This is a genomic window from Nostoc sp. CENA543 (assembly GCF_002896875.1).
GTDB lineage: Bacteria > Cyanobacteriota > Cyanobacteriia > Cyanobacteriales > Nostocaceae > Trichormus.
This window is the reverse complement of record NZ_CP023278.1, coordinates 6,674,655-6,694,231: the sequence shown is the minus strand read 5'-3', so window position 1 is coordinate 6,694,231 and position 19,577 is coordinate 6,674,655. Positions and strand designations below refer to the sequence as shown.

The window sequence follows — 19,577 nt, the reverse complement described above, 5'->3', positions numbered from 1 at the left end:
AAAAAAGCGATCGCACTAAATTCAAGACAACTTATTCAGCCGATTTATTAGCAGCACGATGAGCGCGTGCTTCTGCTGAACTCATCACTTCTTCTAAGTTTTCTACCACTTCACCAGGGAAGTTTTCTAACACTCTGGTAGAAATAGCAATCCGACCTTTCCCTTCATCCAAGTCAATAATTACAGCTTTAATTTGTTGACCTACTTGGAAGACTTTTTCTAGGGATTCAATAAATCTTTGGCTGACTTGTTTGATATGCAATAAAGCACTCATCCCGTCTATATCAACGAACACACCAAAAGGTTTAATTCCTGTAACTTTACCTTCTACTAACTGACCAACTTCTAATAAGTTAAAGTTACTAGAACGAGTTGCTAAACGTTGAGAAAGAATTAGTTTTTTGTTATTCTTGTCTACTTCTAAAAAACCAACCGTGAGACTTTGACCTTTGAGTGCTTCTAAATTATCACGTTCTGTCAAGTGCGATCGCGGAATGAACCCTCGGATTGATTGTAAATCGACGGTGACACCGCCTTTATTCACTCCTGTCACCCTAACTTGCACCGTCTGAGAAGCTTCTTGCATATTTACTAGTTTTTCCCAGATGTGCTGAATTTCTAACTGTTTGCGAGAGAGAGTTACTTGACCTTCTGCATCCTGTTCACGGATAATCAAAAACTCTAATTCTTCATGTAAAGGCAATACCTCCGATAAATCGGTCACACTTCTCAAAGAAGCCTCATCACGGGGGATATAAGCTGACGATTTACCGCCAATATCGACATACGCCCCATCAGGATCAAGTTGAAATACCTTACCGTGAACAACTTGACCTTTTTGAAACTGGTAGTCGTGTTTTTCTAATGCTTTGGCGAAATCGTCCATTGTAAAAGACGAGTTGGCTTTTTGAGTAAGTTTCGATTCGGAGTTCATGACAATTGACAATAAATTATTTTTATTTGATTTAAGACCAAGGGGTTTTGTAATTCGTAGTTTTTAATTACAGCAGATTTCAGCTAAATTAGGTACAAAGTTTCAGAAGAAAACTAGATACTTTTGAGCCTGTTTCCTGCTGTAAATCACAAATTAACAGTAGCCCTCACTTAGCCAGCACAGTCCCAAACAATTGCTGTACTTGTTCCCAAGCTGCGGCTGCTGCTTGAGGATTATAACTGGCGCGACGGTCACAGAAAAATCCGTGGTCAGCTCCATCGTAGCGGAACACACGATGGGAAATGTTGTATTTTTCTAACTCTGTTGTAATTTCGTCGATGTGTGCTGGGGGAATACTCGCATCTGCTTCGCCAAAAAATGTATAGATTGTGCCTAGGATTTCTGCTGTGCGGGTAAGGGTAGGTGCGCCGCCTCCTGGTGTAGCAGTGGGAATCCGCGCCCCATAGAATGAAGCTGTGGCTGTAATATTTGGGAGAGTAGCAGCAAGATATGCTACATGACCACCAAAACAAAAACCAACACAACCACAGCCATCTTTCTTGACTGTTGGTAAGGTTTTGAGGTAGTCAATAGCGGCTTGAATATCGCTTAATAATTCTGATGCGGTGGTTTGTTCCCAAGCGTATTTTCTACCGATTTCGATATCTGCGGGGGTGTAACCGGTTTCAAAGCCAGGGGCGATGCGTTCAAATAGTGCAGGTGCGATCGCCACATATCCTAATTTAGCGATGCGTTCTGTAACATCCCGAATATGCTCATTGACACCAAAAATCTCTTGTAAAACTATGACTCCTGGGTAAGAACCTGGTGCTTGGGGTTGGGCTAAATATGCAGAGATTTGTAAACTATTGTGGGGAATCTCCACCCTTTGAGTATCTAACGCTAGCTCAGTCATAATAATTTTTACCCATGCAACCTGATAAAGCTTTGTGATTATTTGATATAACTATGCCAGTATGTTTGGGTGATTTTTCCTCAAATCTCCCATACGAAATACTTATACATAAAAAATTTACCCAAGAAAAATCTTCCATGTAAGATAACCAAAATTTGTAGTTCCCCTAGTTTTCTTTATTTTGAATTGCTCAGGAGGTTGGGTGATGATTCAATTCCGTATTCAGCCAGATAGTGATATTCCCGCATCAACCCAGCTATTTAATCAAATGCGGTTTGCGATCGCTTCTCGACAATATTCACCAGGTTACAAGTTACCCAGCACACGGGCTTTAGCAATGCAAACTGGGTTACATCGCAATACTATCAGTAAAGTTTACCGTCAGCTAGAAGAAGATGGCTTTGTCGAAAGTCTAGCTGGTTCAGGAATTTACGTGCGCGCTCAAGGTCATGAAGGTGGAAGCAAGCTACAATCACCAATATCCCAAAAATATCCTGAAGCAGCAAAAATCTTGCAAAAAGCCCTAGATGAACTCATTAGCGAAGGATATTCACTCAATCAAGCAAGAGAGATATTCTTAGCGGAAATTGACTGGCGTTTGCGTTGTAGTGCGCGGGTATTAGTAGCAGCCCCTTCAGAAGATTTGGGCGTAGGGGAATTAATGGCCTATGAATTGGAAGAGTATCTAGAAATACCAGTGCAGATAGTAGCCATCAATGAATTAGCCGCCATCCTCGATAAAACTACTTCAGCCACAGTAGTGACTAGCCGCTATTTTATCAACGATGTGGAAGCGATCGCTGCACCTAAATCTGTGCGGGTGATTCCTCTAGATATCTATGACTACAGTAAAGAGATTAATTTCCTGAAGAATTTACCTAAAGACCAGTGTGTAGGGATAGTCAGCCTAAGTTCAGGAATTGGACATCAAGCAGAAGTTATTTTACATGGTTTGCGTGGTGATGATTTACTCATTATGACTGCCCAACCACAGGATAATTATAAATTGCAGGCAATTGTGAAACGAGCCGAAGTAATTATTTGCGATCAAGCTTGTTTTACCATTGTACAAACAGCCGTCCACGCAGCATCTGAAGATATTATTCGTCCACCCAAATTGATTAAAGTAGAAAATTACATCGGGACTAATTCTATTAATTTGCTCAAACGAGAATTGGGATTGGGCTAACACAGTCTAATACCAATTTTGGATTTTGGATTTTGGATTTTGGATTAAAGGTCTAGATTCATAGCCTATTCTAGAATCTTGAAACAACACTATCTGTCTCCATTTGGGATAACTTCTCAACGTAAGGACTTAAGGGACTTCTAGAAAGGAAATTATCTAATTTCCAAGAGCCGATATTTTTATTTTTCCCCTTGCTCCCCTGCCTACACAGCGATAGTATATTTTTTAGTTGGAAGGGAAGTCCCTAACGTGGACGGAGAACTTCAGGGTACTGAAAAATAGCACCTCGTTGCTTTAGATCATATTCCCCATCATCTGTGAGACCTACAGAGTTCACAAATAAGGTGTTCACAACAATAGCATTGTTCAGGTTGGCATCGTCTAATCTAGCACCGCTTAGGTTAGCACGGCTCAGATTTGCACCACTTAGATCCGCACCACTCAAATTGGCTTCAATCACAACAGCTTCGCTCATGTTGCTATTGCTCAGGTTAGCCATAGTCAAGTTAGCATCAACTAAGTCAGCATGGTAAAGATTTGCACCGCTTAAGTTAGCATTGCTGAGGTTGGTATTAAAAATGTCAGCACGGTAGAGATTAGTACCGCTTAAGTTAGCATTGCTGAGGTTGGCTTCAATCAGGTCGGCACTAGTGAGATTTGCGCCGCTAAGATCAGCATCGCTCAAGTCAGCTTCGCTGAGGTAAGCATCAGTCAGGTCAACACCACGCAAGTCTCGAAACTTAGATGATTGACTAACAATTTCCCAGACTAACCGCCATTTATTACTAATTATCGTTCTCTCATTAATAACAGCACCGCAGAGGTTGGCATCATTCAGATTGCTATTACTTAGGTTTGCACTACTCAAATCAGTGTGGGTCAATTTGCTACCTCTAAGATTGGCATTAATCAGATTAGCACCTTGCAATTTAGCCAGACCTAGATGAGCATGGCTCAAGTTAGCACCGCTCAGATTAGCACCGCACAGATTGGCTTTAGTGAGATCGGCATGGTTCAGGTCAGCTCCACTTAGGTTAGTATCGCTCAGGTCGGCACAACTAAGGTCGGTGTGGCTGAGGTTAGCACCACTCAGGTTAACACCTTTCAGGTTTGCGCCACTCAGAATAGTCTTGCTCAGGTCAGTGTAGCTAAGATCGTCACGGTTGAAGCTGTTCAGAATCCGCCAGACACTATCCAGATTGCCACTCATTAAGTTTGCAAAAACCAAATTTAACATTTCACTAAAAGCTAACTAAAACCAAAGTTACAACAGAAAGTTTATTAGTCCCAATACTATGGTTGCATTAAAATCTATATTACTTTAATGTGCGATGACATTGAGAGCGATCGCCTGCTGAAATTATTAGAGAGAACAGTAGGCGATCGCTCATTCTAATTATGATTAAATTTCTTGATTTGTAGTGTTTTGTTGTTGGCTTAACCAGAGTTCTAAATCTGCGACTGTGACAAAATCTAATAGTGCTTCTCCTAATATTTCTAACTGCTCTATTGATAATTGTTGAATTCGTTCAATGAGAGATGAATCGATGTTTCCCAGTCTTCTATTTAATAAGCGCAAAATTAACTGTTGTTCTCCTTGTTGCAAACCTTGTTGCAAACCTTGTTGCAAACCTTCCTGTCTAGCTCGTTCTCTGTCTTCTTGGTACAGTGGTGCTAATCTCATCACTAACTCCCTATCTTCTATTTCGATATTTTGATTGATTCGCAAATTTTGTTGCAGACTATAAAGTAATTCTAGCGTCACTCTTTGGAATGGGTGAGTGCTTGGGAGCGCGACTAATTCGTCAATCGCTCGCTGCTGGACTTTACCACGTCCTAGTATTCTCAGCCATAGTGTTTCGGGAATAGATGGTAACTGATGAATTACAACTATGGCTGTGCGGAAATGTTTGGGTAAAAAGTACACTCCATCTCCCCAGTCTACTTTTTCCTGTCCACCATAACCGGATATGATGTTTTCTGATGCGGTGGGTGTGAGTATCCACAGTTGGGGAATTTCTGTGTCTGGTATTTTAATTTTATTGCGCTTTGCTTCTCGTTGGATTGCGCTCTTGATTTCTAATAACTTAGAGATACAATCACCAATTTCGTCTACTGATGCTGGGTTGCGGAATGGTTCAAAGATGGCTGGGGTTGTGGCCATTCTACCTAATATTCCCAAGGTGTTTAAGTGGGCTGTTTGTGTGGGAATGGGTGTGAATAATACGTCTATCTCTTTGACTTCTGCTGCTACTCGACTTGGTGCTTGAACTGTTCCGAATGGTTTTAGTAGTTCTTCTAGGTAGTCTTTGGAGAATTGGTCATGGATGAATCTGGTCATTCCTTTGGCTTGGGCAAGGATAATTGATGCTATTTTATCAAAGCGATCGCCCTCCAAATCAGTAGATAATAGAGGGCGATCGCACTAATAACTCGACTTATTTCAAAAGAGCGATCACGATCACTTAATCTTGGCTAATTCAAAAGGCGATCGCTGATGGATTAAACTCAAATTATCACCGTTAATAATTTACCGATTGGTTGCATATTGTTGTTGATTTAACCAAACTTCTAAATCTGCCACTGTGGCAAAATCTAATAATGCTTCTCCCAGAGATTCTAATTGTTCAATAGATAATCCTTGAATTTGCTCGGTTAAAGATATATCGATTTCTCCTAAACGCCGATTTAACAGCCGCAGAATTAGCTGTTGTTCTCCTTGCTGTAAGCCTTGTTGTAAACCTTCCTGTCTAGCGCGTTCTCTATCTTCCTGATACAGTGGTGCTAATCTCATCACTAACTCCCGATCATCTGTTTCGATATTCTGGTTGATTCGCAAATTTTGTTGCAGGCTATAAAGTAATTCTAGCGTCACTCTTTGAAAGGGGTGATTTGCTGGTAGTGCTGTTAATTCATCAATTGCGCGTTGCTGCACTTTCCCACGTCCCAGGATTCTCAGCCATAGTGTTTCGGGAATAGATGGTAACTGATGAATTACAACTATGGCTGTGCGGAAATATTCAGGTAAAAAGTACACTCCCTCTACCCAATCTGATTTGAGAACTGCACCAAAACCAGCAATGATTGTTTCTTATGCGGTGGGTGTGAGTATCCATTGTTGGGGAATTTCTGAGTCTGATATTTTGCTTTTATTGCGATTTGCTTCTCGCTGAATTGCCTTGTTTACTTCTAATGATTTTGATAGACAATCTTTAATTTCTTCGATGGATGCGGGATTGCGAAAGGGTTCAAAGATGGCTGGGGTTATGGCCATTCTACCTAATATTCCCAAGGTGTTTAAGTTGGCTGTTTGTGTGGGAACTGGTGTGAATAATACGTCTATTTCTTTGACTTCTGCTGCGACTCGACTTGGTGCTTGGACTGTTCCGAATGGTTTTAGTAGTTCTTCTAGGTAGTCTTTGGAGAATTGGTCATGGATGAATCTGGTCATTCCTTTGGCTTGGGCAAGGCGAATTGATGCTATTTTACCAAAGCGATCGCCTGCCAAATCAATAGATGACGGTGGGCGATCGCTCATATTAATTAATATTAAATTTATTGATTTGTGGTGTCTTGTTGTTGACTTAACCAGAGTTCTAAATCGGCGAGTGTGGCAAAGTCTAATAATTCTTCTCCTAATATTTCTAACTGCTCTATTGATAATTGTTGAATTTGTGCAATTAGTGATGAATCGATGTTTCCGAACCTTCGATTTAATAAGCGCAAAATTAACTGTTGTTCTCCTTGCTGTAAGCCTTGTTGTACACCTTGCTGTAAACCTTGTTGTAAACCTTGTTGTAAACCTTCTTGTCTAGCGCGCTCTCTGTCTTCCTGATACAGTGGTGCTAATCTCATCACTAACTCCCGATCGTCTGTTTCGATATTCTGGTTGATTCGCAAATTTTGGAAAAGTAAGGAAAAGTAGGGAAAAGTAAGGTGCGATGGTTAGGTTTCCTACTTCTTAGAGGAGTCTGGGTTATATCGCTTTTAAATTAGGGTAAAATCGTGATTATTTATTCTATCTATATTACCTATGTACTCCGAAGAAAAAATTCCTTGGGAGGAAATTAAACAATTAGTAGATACCATCGTATTTCAAGCTACGCAAAAGTATCTGACTGACATAGAAGTGCAGGTGTTAAAAGGAAGTTGGGAGGGGAAAAAATATGATGATATCGCCAGAGAATTAAACTTGGCTAATACATATATTCAAAATGATGTGGGTGCGAAGTTATAGAAAAAACTGACAGAGATTATTGGCGAACCTATTAGTAAGAATAATTTTCGTCAAGCTCTAAATCGCGCCAGAGAAAAGCGCAAATCACCACTACCCCGCAGGTTAGAACTTCCCCATCATCCAGTCCCTCTCAATTCTTCTCTTTACATAGAACGCTATTATCTAGAATCTCTGCGTTATACTATAGAGTCTTTTTGCTATGAAGCGATCACCCAAGAAGCTGCTCTCATCCGCATCAAAGCACCCAGACAAATGGGTAAAACTTCCCTCTTAGATAGAATTCTGGCGCAGGCGCGCAACTATGGCTATCGGACAGTACGTTTAAACTTTCGAGATATAGATGAAGTAAATTATCGTAACTTGGATGACTTTTTGCGGTGGTTTTGTGCATATATGAGCCTAGAGTTAAATATCCGCGATCGCATTCCAGATTTTTGGAATCATGCGATCGGTAGTAAAATCAGCTGTAAAACATACTTGCAAGACTACATATTTCAGCAAATAGATACTTCCCTAGTCTTGGCTTGTGATGAAGTAGATAGAGTTTTTAGTTATCCTGAAGTTTCTCAAGGCTTTTTCGGTATCCTCCGCACCTGTCATGAAGAAGCCAACAACAGAGATATTTGGAAACGACTACGACTAGTCGTAGTACATTCCACAGAAAATTATGGGACTTTAGATATCAATCATTCACCTTTTAACGTCGGAGAACCAATAGAATTAACAGAGTTTACCCCCACTCAAGTTAAAGATTTAGCACAAAGACATCAACTTGATTGGGACGATAACTTAGTACAGCAATTAATGGGAATGGTGGGAGGACATCCATATTTAGTGAGGTTAGCTTTTTATCATCTCGCTCAATCATCACCAGGGAAGTGGGTAAACTTATCACAACTATTACAGGATGCGCCTAGTGATGTCGGGATTTATAGTCAACATTTGCGCCGACACTTGGGAATTATTCGAGACAATGAAAAACTCTCAGCAGCTTTTAAGCAAGTCATCAGCACAAATCACTCAGTAGCATTAGACTCAATTTTAGGATATCAACTATACAGTATGGGACTGATTCAATGGCAAAATAATCAAGCCGTACCACGCTGTGAATTATATAGAAAATATTTTCAAGAATGCCTGTGAGACTTCTAGTTTGTAGTAAGGACTTTAGTCCTTATCATAAACCTCTTACCAGATTGCTAAATTTATGACTTTTGATACATCATTTAAGTCAATTTTCAACTATTACAAAGTTGGCGGTAGTTTATCAGCAGATCATCCCAGCTACGTTAAACGCAAAGCAGACGAAGAATTATATACAAGTCTCAAAAATGGTGATTTCTGTTGTGTATTTAATTCTCGTCAAATGGGAAAATCTCGTTTAAGAGTTCAAATTAAAACAAAATTAGAAGAAGAAGGTGTTCGGTGTACATCAATTGATATGACAACTATTGGTAGTGCTGATGATACTACCGAAAGCTTTTATGCAGGTATCACTTTTGAATTATGGTCTGGTTTTCTAGGTGATGTATCTAAATTTTACCAATGGTGGCAACAACATCAAATTTTACCACCACTACAACGATTGAGTCAGTTTATTGATAAAGTATTGCTAACAGAATTATCTCAGAATATTGTAATTTTTATTGATGAGATTGATAATCTGATTAATAGAAAAGTTAAAGATGAATTTTTAGAATTTATTCGTGCTTGCTATAATCAACGGGCAGATAAACCCAAATATAAAAGACTAACATTTTGTCTTTTAGGTGTAGTCACTCCATCGGATTTAAAAGATAAACAAGGCATACCTTTTAATATTGGTAAAACTATTGAATTAGGTGGTTTCAGCCTCGAAGAAGCCAATACATCTTTAACTAAAGGATTAGCCCTAAAAGTAGACACACCAGAAGCAGTTTTAGCCGAAATATTACTGTGGACTAGCGGACAACCATTCCTGACACAGAAACTATGTAAGCTAATTCTGGAAAAAGAAGCCAGTAGCACTCCGAATATAGAGATATTGATTCAAAATTATATTATTAAAAATTGGGAATTTTATGATGAGCCAGAACATTTAAGAACAATTAGAAACCGTCTGCTAGTTGATCAAACGCTCGCGTATAAAAGATTAAAAATTTATCATCAAATTTTAGAACATGGGCAAGTGGACGCAAATGATGATGCTGAACAAATAGCATTACGCCTATCTGGCTTAGTCGTCAAACACCAAGGAAAGCTCAAAGTATGTAATCAAGTATATCAAAATGTCTTTAATCAGGATTGGGTAGAAAAAAATTTAGCAGCACTTCCGCAACCGTTAGATACCAGTTCTGAATCTAAAAGTGCGAAAATCTTAAATTATAGTTTGCTCGTACCTATAGCAATTATTTTGGCTGTCATTAGCTTAATTTCATTAGGTTGTTCTTATATAGTCGTGGAAAGTAAGCCTTGGAATCAGGCATATAATACGAGTAATGTAGGGGCGATACTTGAGTGTATACGCGTTTGCTTTTTATTAACCCTAGAAGTTTACGTTATTTGTTCTGAATTCAGTGAAGAAACTATCCAGTTTATCCTAGATAAAAGATTTTATTTAAGACGTAGAACTACTTTTGTTGTAGGATTGATATTTTTATTTATGTTGCTCTTCCATCATTTATGGTACGGGCCACACCAACTACTAGGAAATAATCAAGTTTCTGCTCAAGAATATTTTCAGCAATATCTACTACCTTATCTGTGGTATTTTCCTTACTCTTTCATCAATTTTATTATTATAGGTATCCCCTTATCTGGCTTAAGTATACACGTTGTTATTCAAGATTGTAATAAACTCAGTATCAAACTCAAAAAATATAAAACTTACCTAAACAATATTACTAATAAAATTAAGCAAGCACCTACTACAGCTAATATTGCTGATAAAAATGAAATTATTCAGCAATTAAAACAAATATATTGGGACTTCCATGAAAAACTACAGCGTCCGATTAGTTTACTTTTAGGGATTGTGATTCTCATTTACTTTGATGCAACTTTTAGTAGAAGTACATTATCAAATAGTGCCTACCTTTGGACACAGTTATTTTGTATTTTCGGTTTTATGACTCCAGCAATTGTGTTGATTTTATGGGGTTTATTAGCATACCAGAAAAATTTAGTAGAAACTCTGGGAGTTTTATTTAAACTGAATTTCGATTTTGCGGAAGTTGAAACGCAATATGATACATTGAATTTATTAAAGAAACCTTTAACATCTAACATCTTATTTCGCGTCATATGTATAATCGGTGTTTTACATCTTAGTTATACAATATTTAAGCTTTTAATATAGTCTTTCTTAAATCATGGTCAAAATTATTAAAAGAAAAGTTACCACATCAGAAGCAAAATTAATCCTGAAAGCAATCAAATTCACGCCTAATATTATGGGTTATTCCTTCAGAGAATGGATGGAAGCAGAACATATAATGGTGGCTGAAGATGAAGCAGGCAAAATATTAGGAGTTTGCTTAAACTATGACTTTCACGAACACTGGAATAAAATAGCCGCTTTATTTGTCTTTGAAGAGTTTAGAGGGCAAGGTATTGGTAAACTCCTGTTTTATGAATCATATCAAGATGCTGCAAGACGCAACAAAAATGTATTTACAATCAGTGCTAATCAAATTGTCATTAAAATGATGCAAGATTTAAACTTTATTCTGTTTAATAATTTGCTAGAGTTTCCCCAAGTAATTAGTCAATATAAACTTACATTTTATGGACATTCTTTAGCGTGGCTGATGAATTTTTACAGAATGCAAGAAATAATTAGAAAAACCATAGTTTACAGCGATCGCCAAAACTTTGTCTACGGCATTAGTCTCACCCACAGATAGAGGGTAAGAAGCAGAAGCTAAGGGGAGAATATCAAAGGAAAATATCATGAAAAAGCCATGATTGTTGAAATGCATCCCTATATTGGCCTGATAGAAGCCATCAAACAACGCCGTGCTGCTAGATCTTTCAAAAGCGATCGCATCCCTGAAGCTATCTTACAGGAAATTTTAGAACTAGCAGTACAAGCCCCATCAGGGTTTAACCTCCAACCTTGGCGATTTATTCTAGTTAAGGAACAACAAAATAAAGAAAAACTCCAAGCCTGTGCTTTTAATCAACGCCAAGTCGGTGAAGCACCTGTTGTCCTCATTTGTTGTGGTGACAGAAGTGTCAAACAAATGGAAAATATCACCTCTGTCATCCAACTAGGTGAAGAAAACGGCATCATGACACCTAGCTACGCCAATTATCTGCGTTCCAATATCCCTGAATTCTTCACCAACCATCCCAGCTTTGAGACAATGGAAGCCTGGACAAATCGCCACACCATGATTGCCGTAACTTATATGATGATTGTGGCGAAAAGTTTCGGCGTTGATAGCTGTCCAATGGAAGGATTCGATAGCCAGCAAGTCAAACAAGCATTTCAAATTCCCGAATCAGTTGACATTTGCTGTATATTAGCCCTGGGTTATGCTTCTGAACCCTTGAAAGAATATGGTGGACGCTTCCCAGTCAACCAAGTGTGTTTTCAAGAAAGCTATAACCAACCCTTCCCCCTCACTTCCTAAAAAACTCCACGCCTCTTTGCGTGGAAAACCTAACCCGCTTGCAACTCCACTACAGGAACTTGCAAAAACTCCCGCACTCGCCGTAGATAAGTCCCCGCGTCCTCCAACATCGGAAAATGCGCTGTATCAGGAATTACTACGAACTCCACGTTGTCATTTAACGCCGCCGCCTGTCGTCCCATTTCTGCTGGAATAATCTGGTCATACTCCCCGGAAATCATCAAAGTAGGCACTTGCAATTTAGCAAACTCCTGCGGCATTAATTCCGCCTGCGCCTTACTCACCGATGTAAAAATAGTACCCAAAGCTGCATCATAATCAGCATCGAGAAAATCTTGTAAAAAAGCCTGACGCTCAAATGCTGGTATGGGACGATGTAAAAATCTCGCCATAAACATCTGATCAACAAATGGTATTTTTCCTAACCACTTGGGACGAAACTTCACTACATAGCCACCAAATTTATGAAAAGCTGTAAAGGCTTTTTCGTCATACTCGAAAATGCCACTACAAGTCAAAATTCCCTTTTCGACTCGTTGGGGATAGCTATTAAAAAACAAAGTTGCTACGGAAGCACCCATTGAGTGAGCATTAATATAAACTCGCTGGAGATGCAATTTATCTAATAAAACCGCCAAATCTTCGGCATATTCTGTTAATTCGTAAGTCAAATCTTGAATTGCTTGGGTTTTTTCCTGACTAGTCTCTGACTCCACAACAGACTCACTGGCTTCAACCACCGTTGGTTTACCACCAGAACGCCCAAACCCTCGCAAATCGTAGAGTAAACAATCAAATTTGTCTAGTAAAGCGTTGGCTGTGCTTCTCCAGTACCTAGCAGAACCAGCCCAACCATGAATGAACACCATCACAGGTTTTTTCGTATCACCAGATGGCTGTTTCATCCACTCGTAATAATGCTCAATACCACGAACACTAATGTAAGGCATTTTTCAAGAGTCAAATAGTCAACAGTCCATAGTCAAGAGTCAATAGTCAACAGTCTTTTAACTAATGACTAATGACTAATGACTAATAACTACTACGCTGATTCTGGCTTGGGTAGGGAAGATGGGTGTACTATGAGTTCGGCTGTGGAGCGTTTCTCTACCATTTCCCTAGTTACTGTGCAGCGTGTCACATCTTTTCGGGATGGTAATTCGTACATCACATCTAGCATGAGTTCTTCGACAATCCCCCGTAAGGCTCTCGCGCCAGTTTTCCGCCGATAGGCTTCTTGGGCGATCGCTTTTAGGGCTTCCGGTTTAAAATCTAGCTGGACGTTATCCATCTTCAGCAGTTTTTGGTACTGCTTGACTAAAGCACTGCGTGGCTGAGTGAGGATCGCCATTAAAGCTTCTTCGTCTAGGGGATCTACCACCGCTACCATTGGTACACGCCCGATAAATTCAGGAATCATCCCAAATTTGACTAAATCATCCGGTTCGAGATGTCTTAATACATCTGCTGCTCGTTTTTCTTTTGATTGTCCCTCTCCAGGTTGGACAAAGCCGATTGACTTTTTACCTGCTCTCTGCTCTACAACCTTTTCCAAACCAACAAAAGCTCCACCACAAATAAATAGAATGTTGCTGGTATCAATCTGGATGCAGTCTTGGTAGGGGTGCTTGCGTCCGCCTTGGGGTGGGACATTGGCAATTGTACCTTCTAGCATCTTCAATAATGCCTGCTGCACACCTTCGCCGGAAACGTCGCGGGTAATTGAGGGGTTTTCACTCTTACGGGCGATTTTGTCGATTTCATCGATGTAGATAATGCCTCGCTGTGCTTCTTCTACATCTAAATCAGCTACTTGCAACAATCGCAGGAGGATATTTTCCACATCTTCCCCTACGTATCCTGCTTCTGTGAGTGTGGTAGCATCAGCCACAGCAAAGGGGACATCGAGAATCTTCGCCAGAGTTTGGGCTAACAGCGTTTTACCGCAACCCGTAGGGCCGATTAAGAGAATGTTAGATTTTTGTAATTCTACGGCATCATCACCGTTTTTCCCACTGCCCTTTGATTGCAGGATTGCCAACCGCTTGTAGTGGTTGTAAACAGCGACAGATAAAACCTTTTTCGCCTCGTCTTGCCCAATGACGTGTTCGTCTAGGTACTTTTTAATCTCTCTGGGTTTGGGTATTTGGCTTAAGGAGAGACTGGAAGAACGGGCGCGGCGTTTTTGAGCTGGCTCTGATTTAGGTGCTGGTTGTGCCGCCGCTCCGTTAGTATCTAGTAACTCCTCATCTAGTATTTCATTACACAAGTCAACGCATTCATCGCAGATGTAGACTCCCGGCCCTGCGATTAACTTACGCACCTGCTCTTGAGACTTGCCACAAAACGAACATTTTAAATGGGAGTCGTACTTAGACATACCAGCCTCTTATTTGACAACGGTGACATTTTCCCCTGCGGTGGGAAGATTTTGTCTGGAGATGACTTGATCAATCAAACCGTAACTCTTAGCCTCTTCTGCGGACATGAAGAAGTCGCGATCGGTATCTGTTTCGATTTTCTCTAGGGGTTGACCAGTATGTTTAGTCAATAACTGATTTAACATACCCTTGATGTAAAGAATTTCCCTAGCTTGGATTTCGATGTCAATCGCTTGACCTTGTGCGCCGCCGAGGGGTTGGTGGATCATGATGCGGGAATCTGGCAAAGACATACGTTTACCAGCAGTTCCGGCTGCTAACAGAAATGCCCCCATGCTGGCGGCTAATCCAAAACATATAGTAACAACATCTGGCCGAATCTGCTGAATTGTATCATAGATTGCCATTCCTGCGTAGACAGAGCCACCAGGGGAGTTAATGTACAGTTGGATGTCTTTTTCTGCGTCTTCAGCGTCTAGAAACAATAACTGGGCAACAACTGTATTAGCTACCGCATCATCTATAGGGGTTCCCAGAAAGATAATTCGCTCTCGCAGTAGGCGGGAGTAAATGTCAAAGGCTCTTTCTCCCATCCCTGATTGTTCTACAACCGTAGGCAAAATGTTACTTGTGCCGTGGATATGGGAAGAAATTCCGCCGATTTGACCTAAACTGCTGATGGGATAGTTTGCCGACTGCGATACAAGCATAGGAGAACTTTTAAAGATAGGTTGATTACAGATATTTTGGCAGCGATCGCTGCTAGATATGGAATAGAGTAAATTTTGGTTTTACCTATGTGTATTATGCCTCATCTATATTCTTCTCGTGTAGCAGGGTATCAGGCAAGTAAGATCACAAATCTTATTTACTGGGGGTTGGGGACTGGGGATTGGGGATTGGGGACTGGGGTATTAAGATCATTTACTCAATACCCTATTTAGCTGTTATAACCCAGGGTTTGCTGTGCTGTCTTTTCCCTGATACCCCTACACCCCCATACCCTTACACCCCTAATATATTTACTCTTCCGATTCTGTGGTAGATTCGGCGGTTTCTGCCTCAGTCTCAGGTGCAGTTGTTGCTGTTTCTTCCTCTTTGCTGGCTAGTGAACCTTCTGGTACTAGTTCAACGGTAGAATGCTCTAACAGCCAATCGATAATTTTTTCGCTTAACATTTCGTTCTCGACGACGGCTTGCAATCTATCTTCATCAACGTCCTCGTCGGGATATTGCGCCAGGAGTTCTGTAACTCTAGCTTGCACTTCTTCTGGGGTGACTTCAATTGATTCGCGTTTAGCAACTTCTTGTAGCACCAAAGACCGCTTCAGACGTTCAATGGCTTCAGGACGCGACCTTTCTCGTAATTGAGGGATAATATCTTCGGTAAATAACTTTCTGACATCTAGCCCTTGCTGTGACAGTTTGATTGCTGTTTGCGTCAGCATGGTGTCTATTTCTTTGTCAATCATCGTGGCTGGTAAATCTGCCTCTAGATGCTTGACGATTTCGTTTAGTAGGGCTTCTTGTTTGTTCGCTTTGGTTTTATCCTCAGCTTCTTTTTGATATCGCTCCTCTAGGGATGCACGCAATGCTTCTATAGTCTCAAAGTCGCTGACTTCTTGGGCGAAGTCATCATCTAAGGCGGGTAATTCTTTTTCTTTGAGTTCTTTGAGTGTAATGGTGAATAATGCAGGTTTACCGGCTAATTCTTGGTTCACGTAAGGATCAGGGAATTGCGCCGATACTTCTCTGGTTTCGCCAGGATTCATCCCGATCATTCCTGAAACAAAGCCAGGAATGAATTTATCTTCTTGTAACTCTACTTGAAAATCGGTCGCGTCACCACCAGGAATGGGTTCTGGTTCAGCTGCGGGGTCTGCGTCTTCGGCTTTAGCAATTACGCCTTTAAAATCTACTACAGCCACATCCCCAATTTGGGCTGCTCTTCCTTCTACGGGAATTAATGTAGCCATCTGTTGACGTTCTTGTTCTAGAACTTCGTCTACTCGATTAGCATCATGCTTGATTTCTTCGGCTTGGACACTCAAACCAGTGTATTGCGTTAAATTCACTTCTGGTTCTACGTCCACTGTGGCCATGAATGTCAGGGGTTTCCCTGGTTCGTAGTTGTTGATTAAATCATCAAAGGAAGAACGTAACCGTGGTTGACCAATAGCCGCAATCGATTCTTGCTTAACAGCTTTCTCAATCCCATCTTGAATGAGTTCTTCTAGGGCTGCTGCTTTAATCCGCGTGCTGCCCAATTGCTGTAACAATATGTGCCTGGGTGCTTTGCCTTTACGAAACCCAGGAATATTAACGGTTTTAGCTAAGTTTTTAATAACTTGTTCGTAGGTTTGCTGAGTGCTTTCTGGTGTAATTTCTATCTCCAGCCCAATTTGACTGGCGGGAAGTTTTTCCTGGGTAACTTTCATGCTTTGTCTCTAATTTTTCTGGTGTTTGTGACTCCAAGTACACACAAGACGGGATTTACCGCTTTTAGCTTTGATGTTTCTTGGTTAAATTTGGGAGGTTTCTACAAGGGCATTTCCTGCCCCTGCTCGTAGATATCCAGTTTACTGCTAATGGCAAAAGACTTGACATTTTACCTCTATAACTTTACTCAAATCAATAGAGGCAACAGGTAGGGATCTGGAGGCAGGGATCTGGAGGCAGGGGGGCAGGGAGCAAGGGGGCAGAGGGAAAAATCAAATCACGCCACTTGCGGGTGTTAGCGGGACTGTGAACTGAATGACTGTTGATTTTCTTTTGTAGAGTAAATTTATTGTATAATGAACCCACATTGCTGGAATTTTAATGATAAATATCAACAAAAAATGCGCTAAACTTTATCATCAACTTATACTATGTAACTAGTTAAAGATATTTTTATACGTAAAAAATATTTGGTAGAAATTAAAAAAATTAATTGTAGGCGCAATTATTGCTAATTTTTTAGAAAAACTGTCAATTTTTGTAAAACATCTCAGTCATCCATGACCTCTTAGAAGGAGGAAATCAGTTTGTCAAAGTCGTATCGTGTAGCTATCTTGGGTGCAACTGGTGCTGTCGGCACAGAGTTGCTGGAATTATTAGCAAGTCGGAATTTTCCAGTAGCAGAGTTAAAATTGTTAGCCTCTGCCAAAAGTGTAGGGCGATCGCTCTCATTTCAGGGAGAAAATATCCCAGTAGAGGCAGTGAGCGATCGCGCCTTAGAAAATGTGGATATAGTATTGGCTAGTGCCGGTGGTTCGACCTCCAAAACTTGGGCAAAGGTTGCAGTAGAAAAAGGTGCAGTCGTTATCGATAATTCCAGTGCCTTCCGAATGCACCCAGAAGTCCCTCTGGTTGTTCCAGAAGTGAATCCCCAAGCGGCTGCTACCCACCAGGGAATTATTGCCAACCCCAACTGCACCACAATTTTGATGACCTTGGCAGTCTGGCCTTTACATCAAGTCAAACCAGTGCAACGCATCGTCGCCGCTACCTATCAATCAGCCAGTGGTGCAGGTGCAAAAGCAATGGAAGAAGTCAAAATCCAAAGTAGTGCTATCCTTCAAGGTGAATCACCAGTAGCTGAAGTCCTACCCTATCCGTTAGCATTTAACTTATTTCCCCATAATTCACCCATGACCGATTCAGGGTATTGTGAGGAAGAAATGAAAATGGTCAACGAAACCCGCAAAATCTTCGGCACACAAGATATCAGAATTACCGCCACTTGTGTGCGAGTACCAGTCTTGCGGGCGCATTCTGAAGCCATTAACTTAGAGTTTGCTGAACCATTCTCCCCCGCATCTGCCAAAGAAATTCTTTCGCAAGCACCAGGAGTGAAATTAGTAGAAGACTGGGGCAAAAACTACTTCCCCATGCCCATCGAAGCCAGTGGTCGAGATGAGGTTTTAGTAGGTAGAATTCGTCAAGACATTTCTCATCCCTGTGGTTTAGAACTATGGCTGTGCGGCGACCAAATACGTAAAGGCGCAGCCTTAAATGCAGTCCAAATCGCTGAGTTGTTAGTAGAGAAAAATTTACTCCAACCGGCAAAAGTCTACGCTTCTTCGTAGTAAGTAAAGAGGCAGGGGAGCAGGGAGCAGAGGAGCAGGGAGCAGAGGAAGCAGAAACTTACTGTCTTGCACTCATTACTCAGCACTCATCCCTCACAAACTTCATTAAAATAAAAACCACCAAGAGATAAACAAAAAAAAGGTAGTTAGGAGTAACAAGGGTGGGAGATTTTGGCAGAGTTTTAACCGCTATGATTACACCGTTTAAAGCAGACGGTAGTGTCAACTATGATGTCGCAGCTAAACTGGCGGCACATTTAGCTGATAACGGTACAGATACATTGGTAGTGTGTGGAACGACTGGAGAATCTCCTACTCTCAGTTGGGACGAAGAATACCAATTGTTTGTCGAAGTTTTGCAAGCCGTAGCAGGCAAAGCCAAAGTCATCGCAGGCTGTGGTTCTAATTCCACCAAAGAAGCGATCGCAGCGACACAAAAAGCAGCTAAAATAGGTGTACATGGCACTTTACAGGTTGTACCCTACTACAACAAACCTCCACAGGCAGGACTGTATCAGCACTTCCAAGCCATAGCAAACTCCTGCCCTGATTTACCGATATTGTTGTACAATATCCCCGGAAGGACAGGTCAAAATCTCTCCCCAGAGACAGTTGTACAATTAGCCGCAGTTGATAATATAGTCGGGATTAAGGAAGCTAGTGGCAACCTCGATCAAGCCAGTGAAATTCGCAGGTTGACACCACCAGAGTTTCAGATTTACGCTGGAGATGATTCGTTAACCTTGCCCTTGTTAGCGATCGGGGCAAAGGGTGTAGTGAGTGTAGCTTCTCATCTTGTAGGCAACCAACTACAGCAGATGATTCAAGCTTTTAATGCCGGACAAGTAACCCTGTCCAGTGAAATTCATCTGAGATTTTTCCCACTGTTTAAAGCATTATTTCTCTCTACAAATCCTATTCCTATTAAACAAGCACTAAAACTTCAAGGTTGGGAGGTAGGTTCGACTCGTCTGCCATTATGTGAAGCTGACCAAGATGTAACTGACAAGTTAGCAGCAGTCATGAAAAAGCTCGACTTAATTTAATCATAATTACCGTTATTACAGCCGTTGTTAATTGCTATTAATTTTCAATTAAGTTGGCATGATTATAACTAATCTTGATGACAAACCGGACTAGGAAAATTGATAAAAAATATACAGTGAACTATTCAATGTAAAGCCCTTTTATTAGCACAAAGCTACAGATATTAGAGAAATTTGGCGGCTGAAAC

General features: G+C 40.8%; 16 protein-coding genes and 2 pseudogenes. 8 read left to right on the top strand and 10 right to left on the bottom strand.

The features are described 5' to 3' along the window. Nucleotides 1–31: 31 nt before the first annotated feature. Both CLI64_RS28085 and CLI64_RS28080 read right to left on the bottom strand, forming a co-directional pair. Nucleotides 32–934, bottom strand: coding sequence for a S1 RNA-binding domain-containing protein (locus CLI64_RS28085; protein ID WP_103140282.1), 903 nt, complete (start codon nt 932–934; stop codon nt 32–34). A gap of 166 nt (nt 935–1,100) precedes the next feature. Then, nucleotides 1,101–1,850: a dienelactone hydrolase family protein gene (locus tag CLI64_RS28080; protein WP_103140281.1), complete on the bottom strand. Its 750-nt coding sequence runs from the start codon at nt 1,848–1,850 to the stop codon at nt 1,101–1,103. A gap of 205 nt (nt 1,851–2,055) precedes the next feature. Here CLI64_RS28080 and CLI64_RS28075 point away from each other — a divergent pair, with 205 nt between their 5' ends. Continuing rightward, entirely contained in the window at nt 2,056–3,039 is a 984-nt protein-coding gene (locus tag CLI64_RS28075) for a GntR family transcriptional regulator (RefSeq protein ID WP_103140280.1), read from the top strand. Nucleotides 3,040–3,283: 244 nt separating this feature from the next. Here the strand turns inward: CLI64_RS28075 and CLI64_RS28070 are convergent, their stop codons facing one another. From CLI64_RS28070 to CLI64_RS28055, 4 genes and pseudogenes are all read right to left on the bottom strand, one after another. Beyond that, nucleotides 3,284–4,249: a pentapeptide repeat-containing protein gene (locus tag CLI64_RS28070; RefSeq protein ID WP_192881619.1), complete on the bottom strand. Its 966-nt coding sequence runs from the start codon at nt 4,247–4,249 to the stop codon at nt 3,284–3,286. A gap of 192 nt (nt 4,250–4,441) precedes the next feature. Then, nucleotides 4,442–5,380, bottom strand: coding sequence for a DUF4351 domain-containing protein (locus CLI64_RS28065; protein WP_103140278.1), 939 nt, complete (start codon nt 5,378–5,380; stop codon nt 4,442–4,444). Nucleotides 5,381–5,569: 189 nt separating this feature from the next. Beyond that, nucleotides 5,570–6,490 (bottom strand): annotated as a pseudogene (locus CLI64_RS28060) (DUF4351 domain-containing protein). A 104-nt stretch (nt 6,491–6,594) separates the two neighbouring features. Then, a pseudogene (locus CLI64_RS28055) lies at nt 6,595–6,951 on the bottom strand (DUF4351 domain-containing protein); the annotation flags it as partial. Nucleotides 6,952–7,072: 121 nt separating this feature from the next. Between CLI64_RS28055 and CLI64_RS31770 the strand changes: the two are divergent. The 5 genes from CLI64_RS31770 (at nt 7,073) to CLI64_RS28035 (ending at nt 11,892) form a co-directional block, all read left to right on the top strand. Further along, nucleotides 7,073–7,276, top strand: a complete 204-nt coding sequence (locus CLI64_RS31770) for a hypothetical protein (RefSeq protein WP_225977446.1) — start codon at nt 7,073–7,075, stop codon at nt 7,274–7,276. Between the two features lie 6 nt (nt 7,277–7,282). Further along, complete coding sequence (locus CLI64_RS28050) at nt 7,283–8,419, top strand: AAA-like domain-containing protein (protein WP_308418392.1); 1,137 nt, start codon at nt 7,283–7,285, stop codon at nt 8,417–8,419. A 64-nt stretch (nt 8,420–8,483) separates the two neighbouring features. Continuing rightward, nucleotides 8,484–10,613: an AAA-like domain-containing protein gene (locus tag CLI64_RS28045; RefSeq protein WP_103140277.1), complete on the top strand. Its 2,130-nt coding sequence runs from the start codon at nt 8,484–8,486 to the stop codon at nt 10,611–10,613. A gap of 13 nt (nt 10,614–10,626) precedes the next feature. Beyond that, nucleotides 10,627–11,160, top strand: a complete 534-nt coding sequence (locus CLI64_RS28040) for a GNAT family N-acetyltransferase (RefSeq protein WP_103140276.1) — start codon at nt 10,627–10,629, stop codon at nt 11,158–11,160. Between the two features lie 57 nt (nt 11,161–11,217). Further along, nucleotides 11,218–11,892, top strand: a complete 675-nt coding sequence (locus CLI64_RS28035; protein ID WP_103140275.1) for a nitroreductase family protein — start codon at nt 11,218–11,220, stop codon at nt 11,890–11,892. 29 nt (nt 11,893–11,921) lie between these two features. Here the strand turns inward: CLI64_RS28035 and CLI64_RS28030 are convergent, their stop codons facing one another. The 4 genes from CLI64_RS28030 to tig form a co-directional block, all read right to left on the bottom strand. Continuing rightward, nucleotides 11,922–12,842 carry an alpha/beta fold hydrolase gene (locus tag CLI64_RS28030; protein ID WP_103140274.1) on the bottom strand — a complete coding sequence of 307 codons (921 nt, stop codon included), beginning with the start codon at nt 12,840–12,842 and terminating at the stop codon, nt 11,922–11,924. A 92-nt stretch (nt 12,843–12,934) separates the two neighbouring features. Further along, the gene (gene clpX, locus CLI64_RS28025; protein WP_103140273.1) at nt 12,935–14,272 is read right to left on the bottom strand and encodes an ATP-dependent protease ATP-binding subunit ClpX; all 1,338 of its coding nucleotides are present in this window, start codon (nt 14,270–14,272) and stop codon (nt 12,935–12,937) included. A 9-nt stretch (nt 14,273–14,281) separates the two neighbouring features. Next, nucleotides 14,282–14,983, bottom strand: coding sequence for an ATP-dependent Clp endopeptidase proteolytic subunit ClpP (gene clpP, locus CLI64_RS28020; protein ID WP_103140272.1), 702 nt, complete (start codon nt 14,981–14,983; stop codon nt 14,282–14,284). A 312-nt stretch (nt 14,984–15,295) separates the two neighbouring features. Next, on the bottom strand, nt 15,296–16,711 hold the full coding sequence (tig, locus tag CLI64_RS28015) for a trigger factor (RefSeq protein ID WP_103140271.1): 1,416 nt from the start codon (nt 16,709–16,711) through the stop codon (nt 15,296–15,298). A 588-nt stretch (nt 16,712–17,299) separates the two neighbouring features. Here tig and CLI64_RS28010 point away from each other — a divergent pair. Next, nucleotides 17,300–18,343 (top strand): aspartate-semialdehyde dehydrogenase, encoded by a 1,044-nt coding sequence (locus CLI64_RS28010; RefSeq protein ID WP_103140270.1) that lies wholly within the window; start codon nt 17,300–17,302, stop codon nt 18,341–18,343. Between the two features lie 161 nt (nt 18,344–18,504). Further along, complete coding sequence (dapA, locus tag CLI64_RS28005; RefSeq protein ID WP_103140269.1) at nt 18,505–19,389, top strand: 4-hydroxy-tetrahydrodipicolinate synthase; 885 nt, start codon at nt 18,505–18,507, stop codon at nt 19,387–19,389. Nucleotides 19,390–19,577: the final 188 nt, after the last annotated feature.

Coding starts and splice junctions, on each gene's coding strand:
- clpX (WP_103140273.1), bottom strand. CDS start 14,272: ATGTCTAAGTACGACTCCCATTTAAAATGTTCGTTTTGTGGCAAGTCT.
- CLI64_RS28070 (WP_192881619.1), bottom strand. CDS start 4,249: ATGAGTGGCAATCTGGATAGTGTCTGGCGGATTCTGAACAGCTTCAAC.
- CLI64_RS31770 (WP_225977446.1), top strand. CDS start 7,073: ATGTACTCCGAAGAAAAAATTCCTTGGGAGGAAATTAAACAATTAGTA.
- tig (WP_103140271.1), bottom strand. CDS start 16,711: ATGAAAGTTACCCAGGAAAAACTTCCCGCCAGTCAAATTGGGCTGGAG.
- CLI64_RS28085 (WP_103140282.1), bottom strand. CDS start 934: ATGAACTCCGAATCGAAACTTACTCAAAAAGCCAACTCGTCTTTTACA.
- CLI64_RS28040 (WP_103140276.1), top strand. CDS start 10,627: ATGGTCAAAATTATTAAAAGAAAAGTTACCACATCAGAAGCAAAATTA.
- CLI64_RS28080 (WP_103140281.1), bottom strand. CDS start 1,850: ATGACTGAGCTAGCGTTAGATACTCAAAGGGTGGAGATTCCCCACAAT.
- CLI64_RS28065 (WP_103140278.1), bottom strand. CDS start 5,380: ATGACCAGATTCATCCATGACCAATTCTCCAAAGACTACCTAGAAGAA.
- clpP (WP_103140272.1), bottom strand. CDS start 14,983: ATGCTTGTATCGCAGTCGGCAAACTATCCCATCAGCAGTTTAGGTCAA.
- CLI64_RS28030 (WP_103140274.1), bottom strand. CDS start 12,842: ATGCCTTACATTAGTGTTCGTGGTATTGAGCATTATTACGAGTGGATG.
- CLI64_RS28045 (WP_103140277.1), top strand. CDS start 8,484: ATGACTTTTGATACATCATTTAAGTCAATTTTCAACTATTACAAAGTT.
- CLI64_RS28035 (WP_103140275.1), top strand. CDS start 11,218: ATGATTGTTGAAATGCATCCCTATATTGGCCTGATAGAAGCCATCAAA.
- CLI64_RS28075 (WP_103140280.1), top strand. CDS start 2,056: ATGATTCAATTCCGTATTCAGCCAGATAGTGATATTCCCGCATCAACC.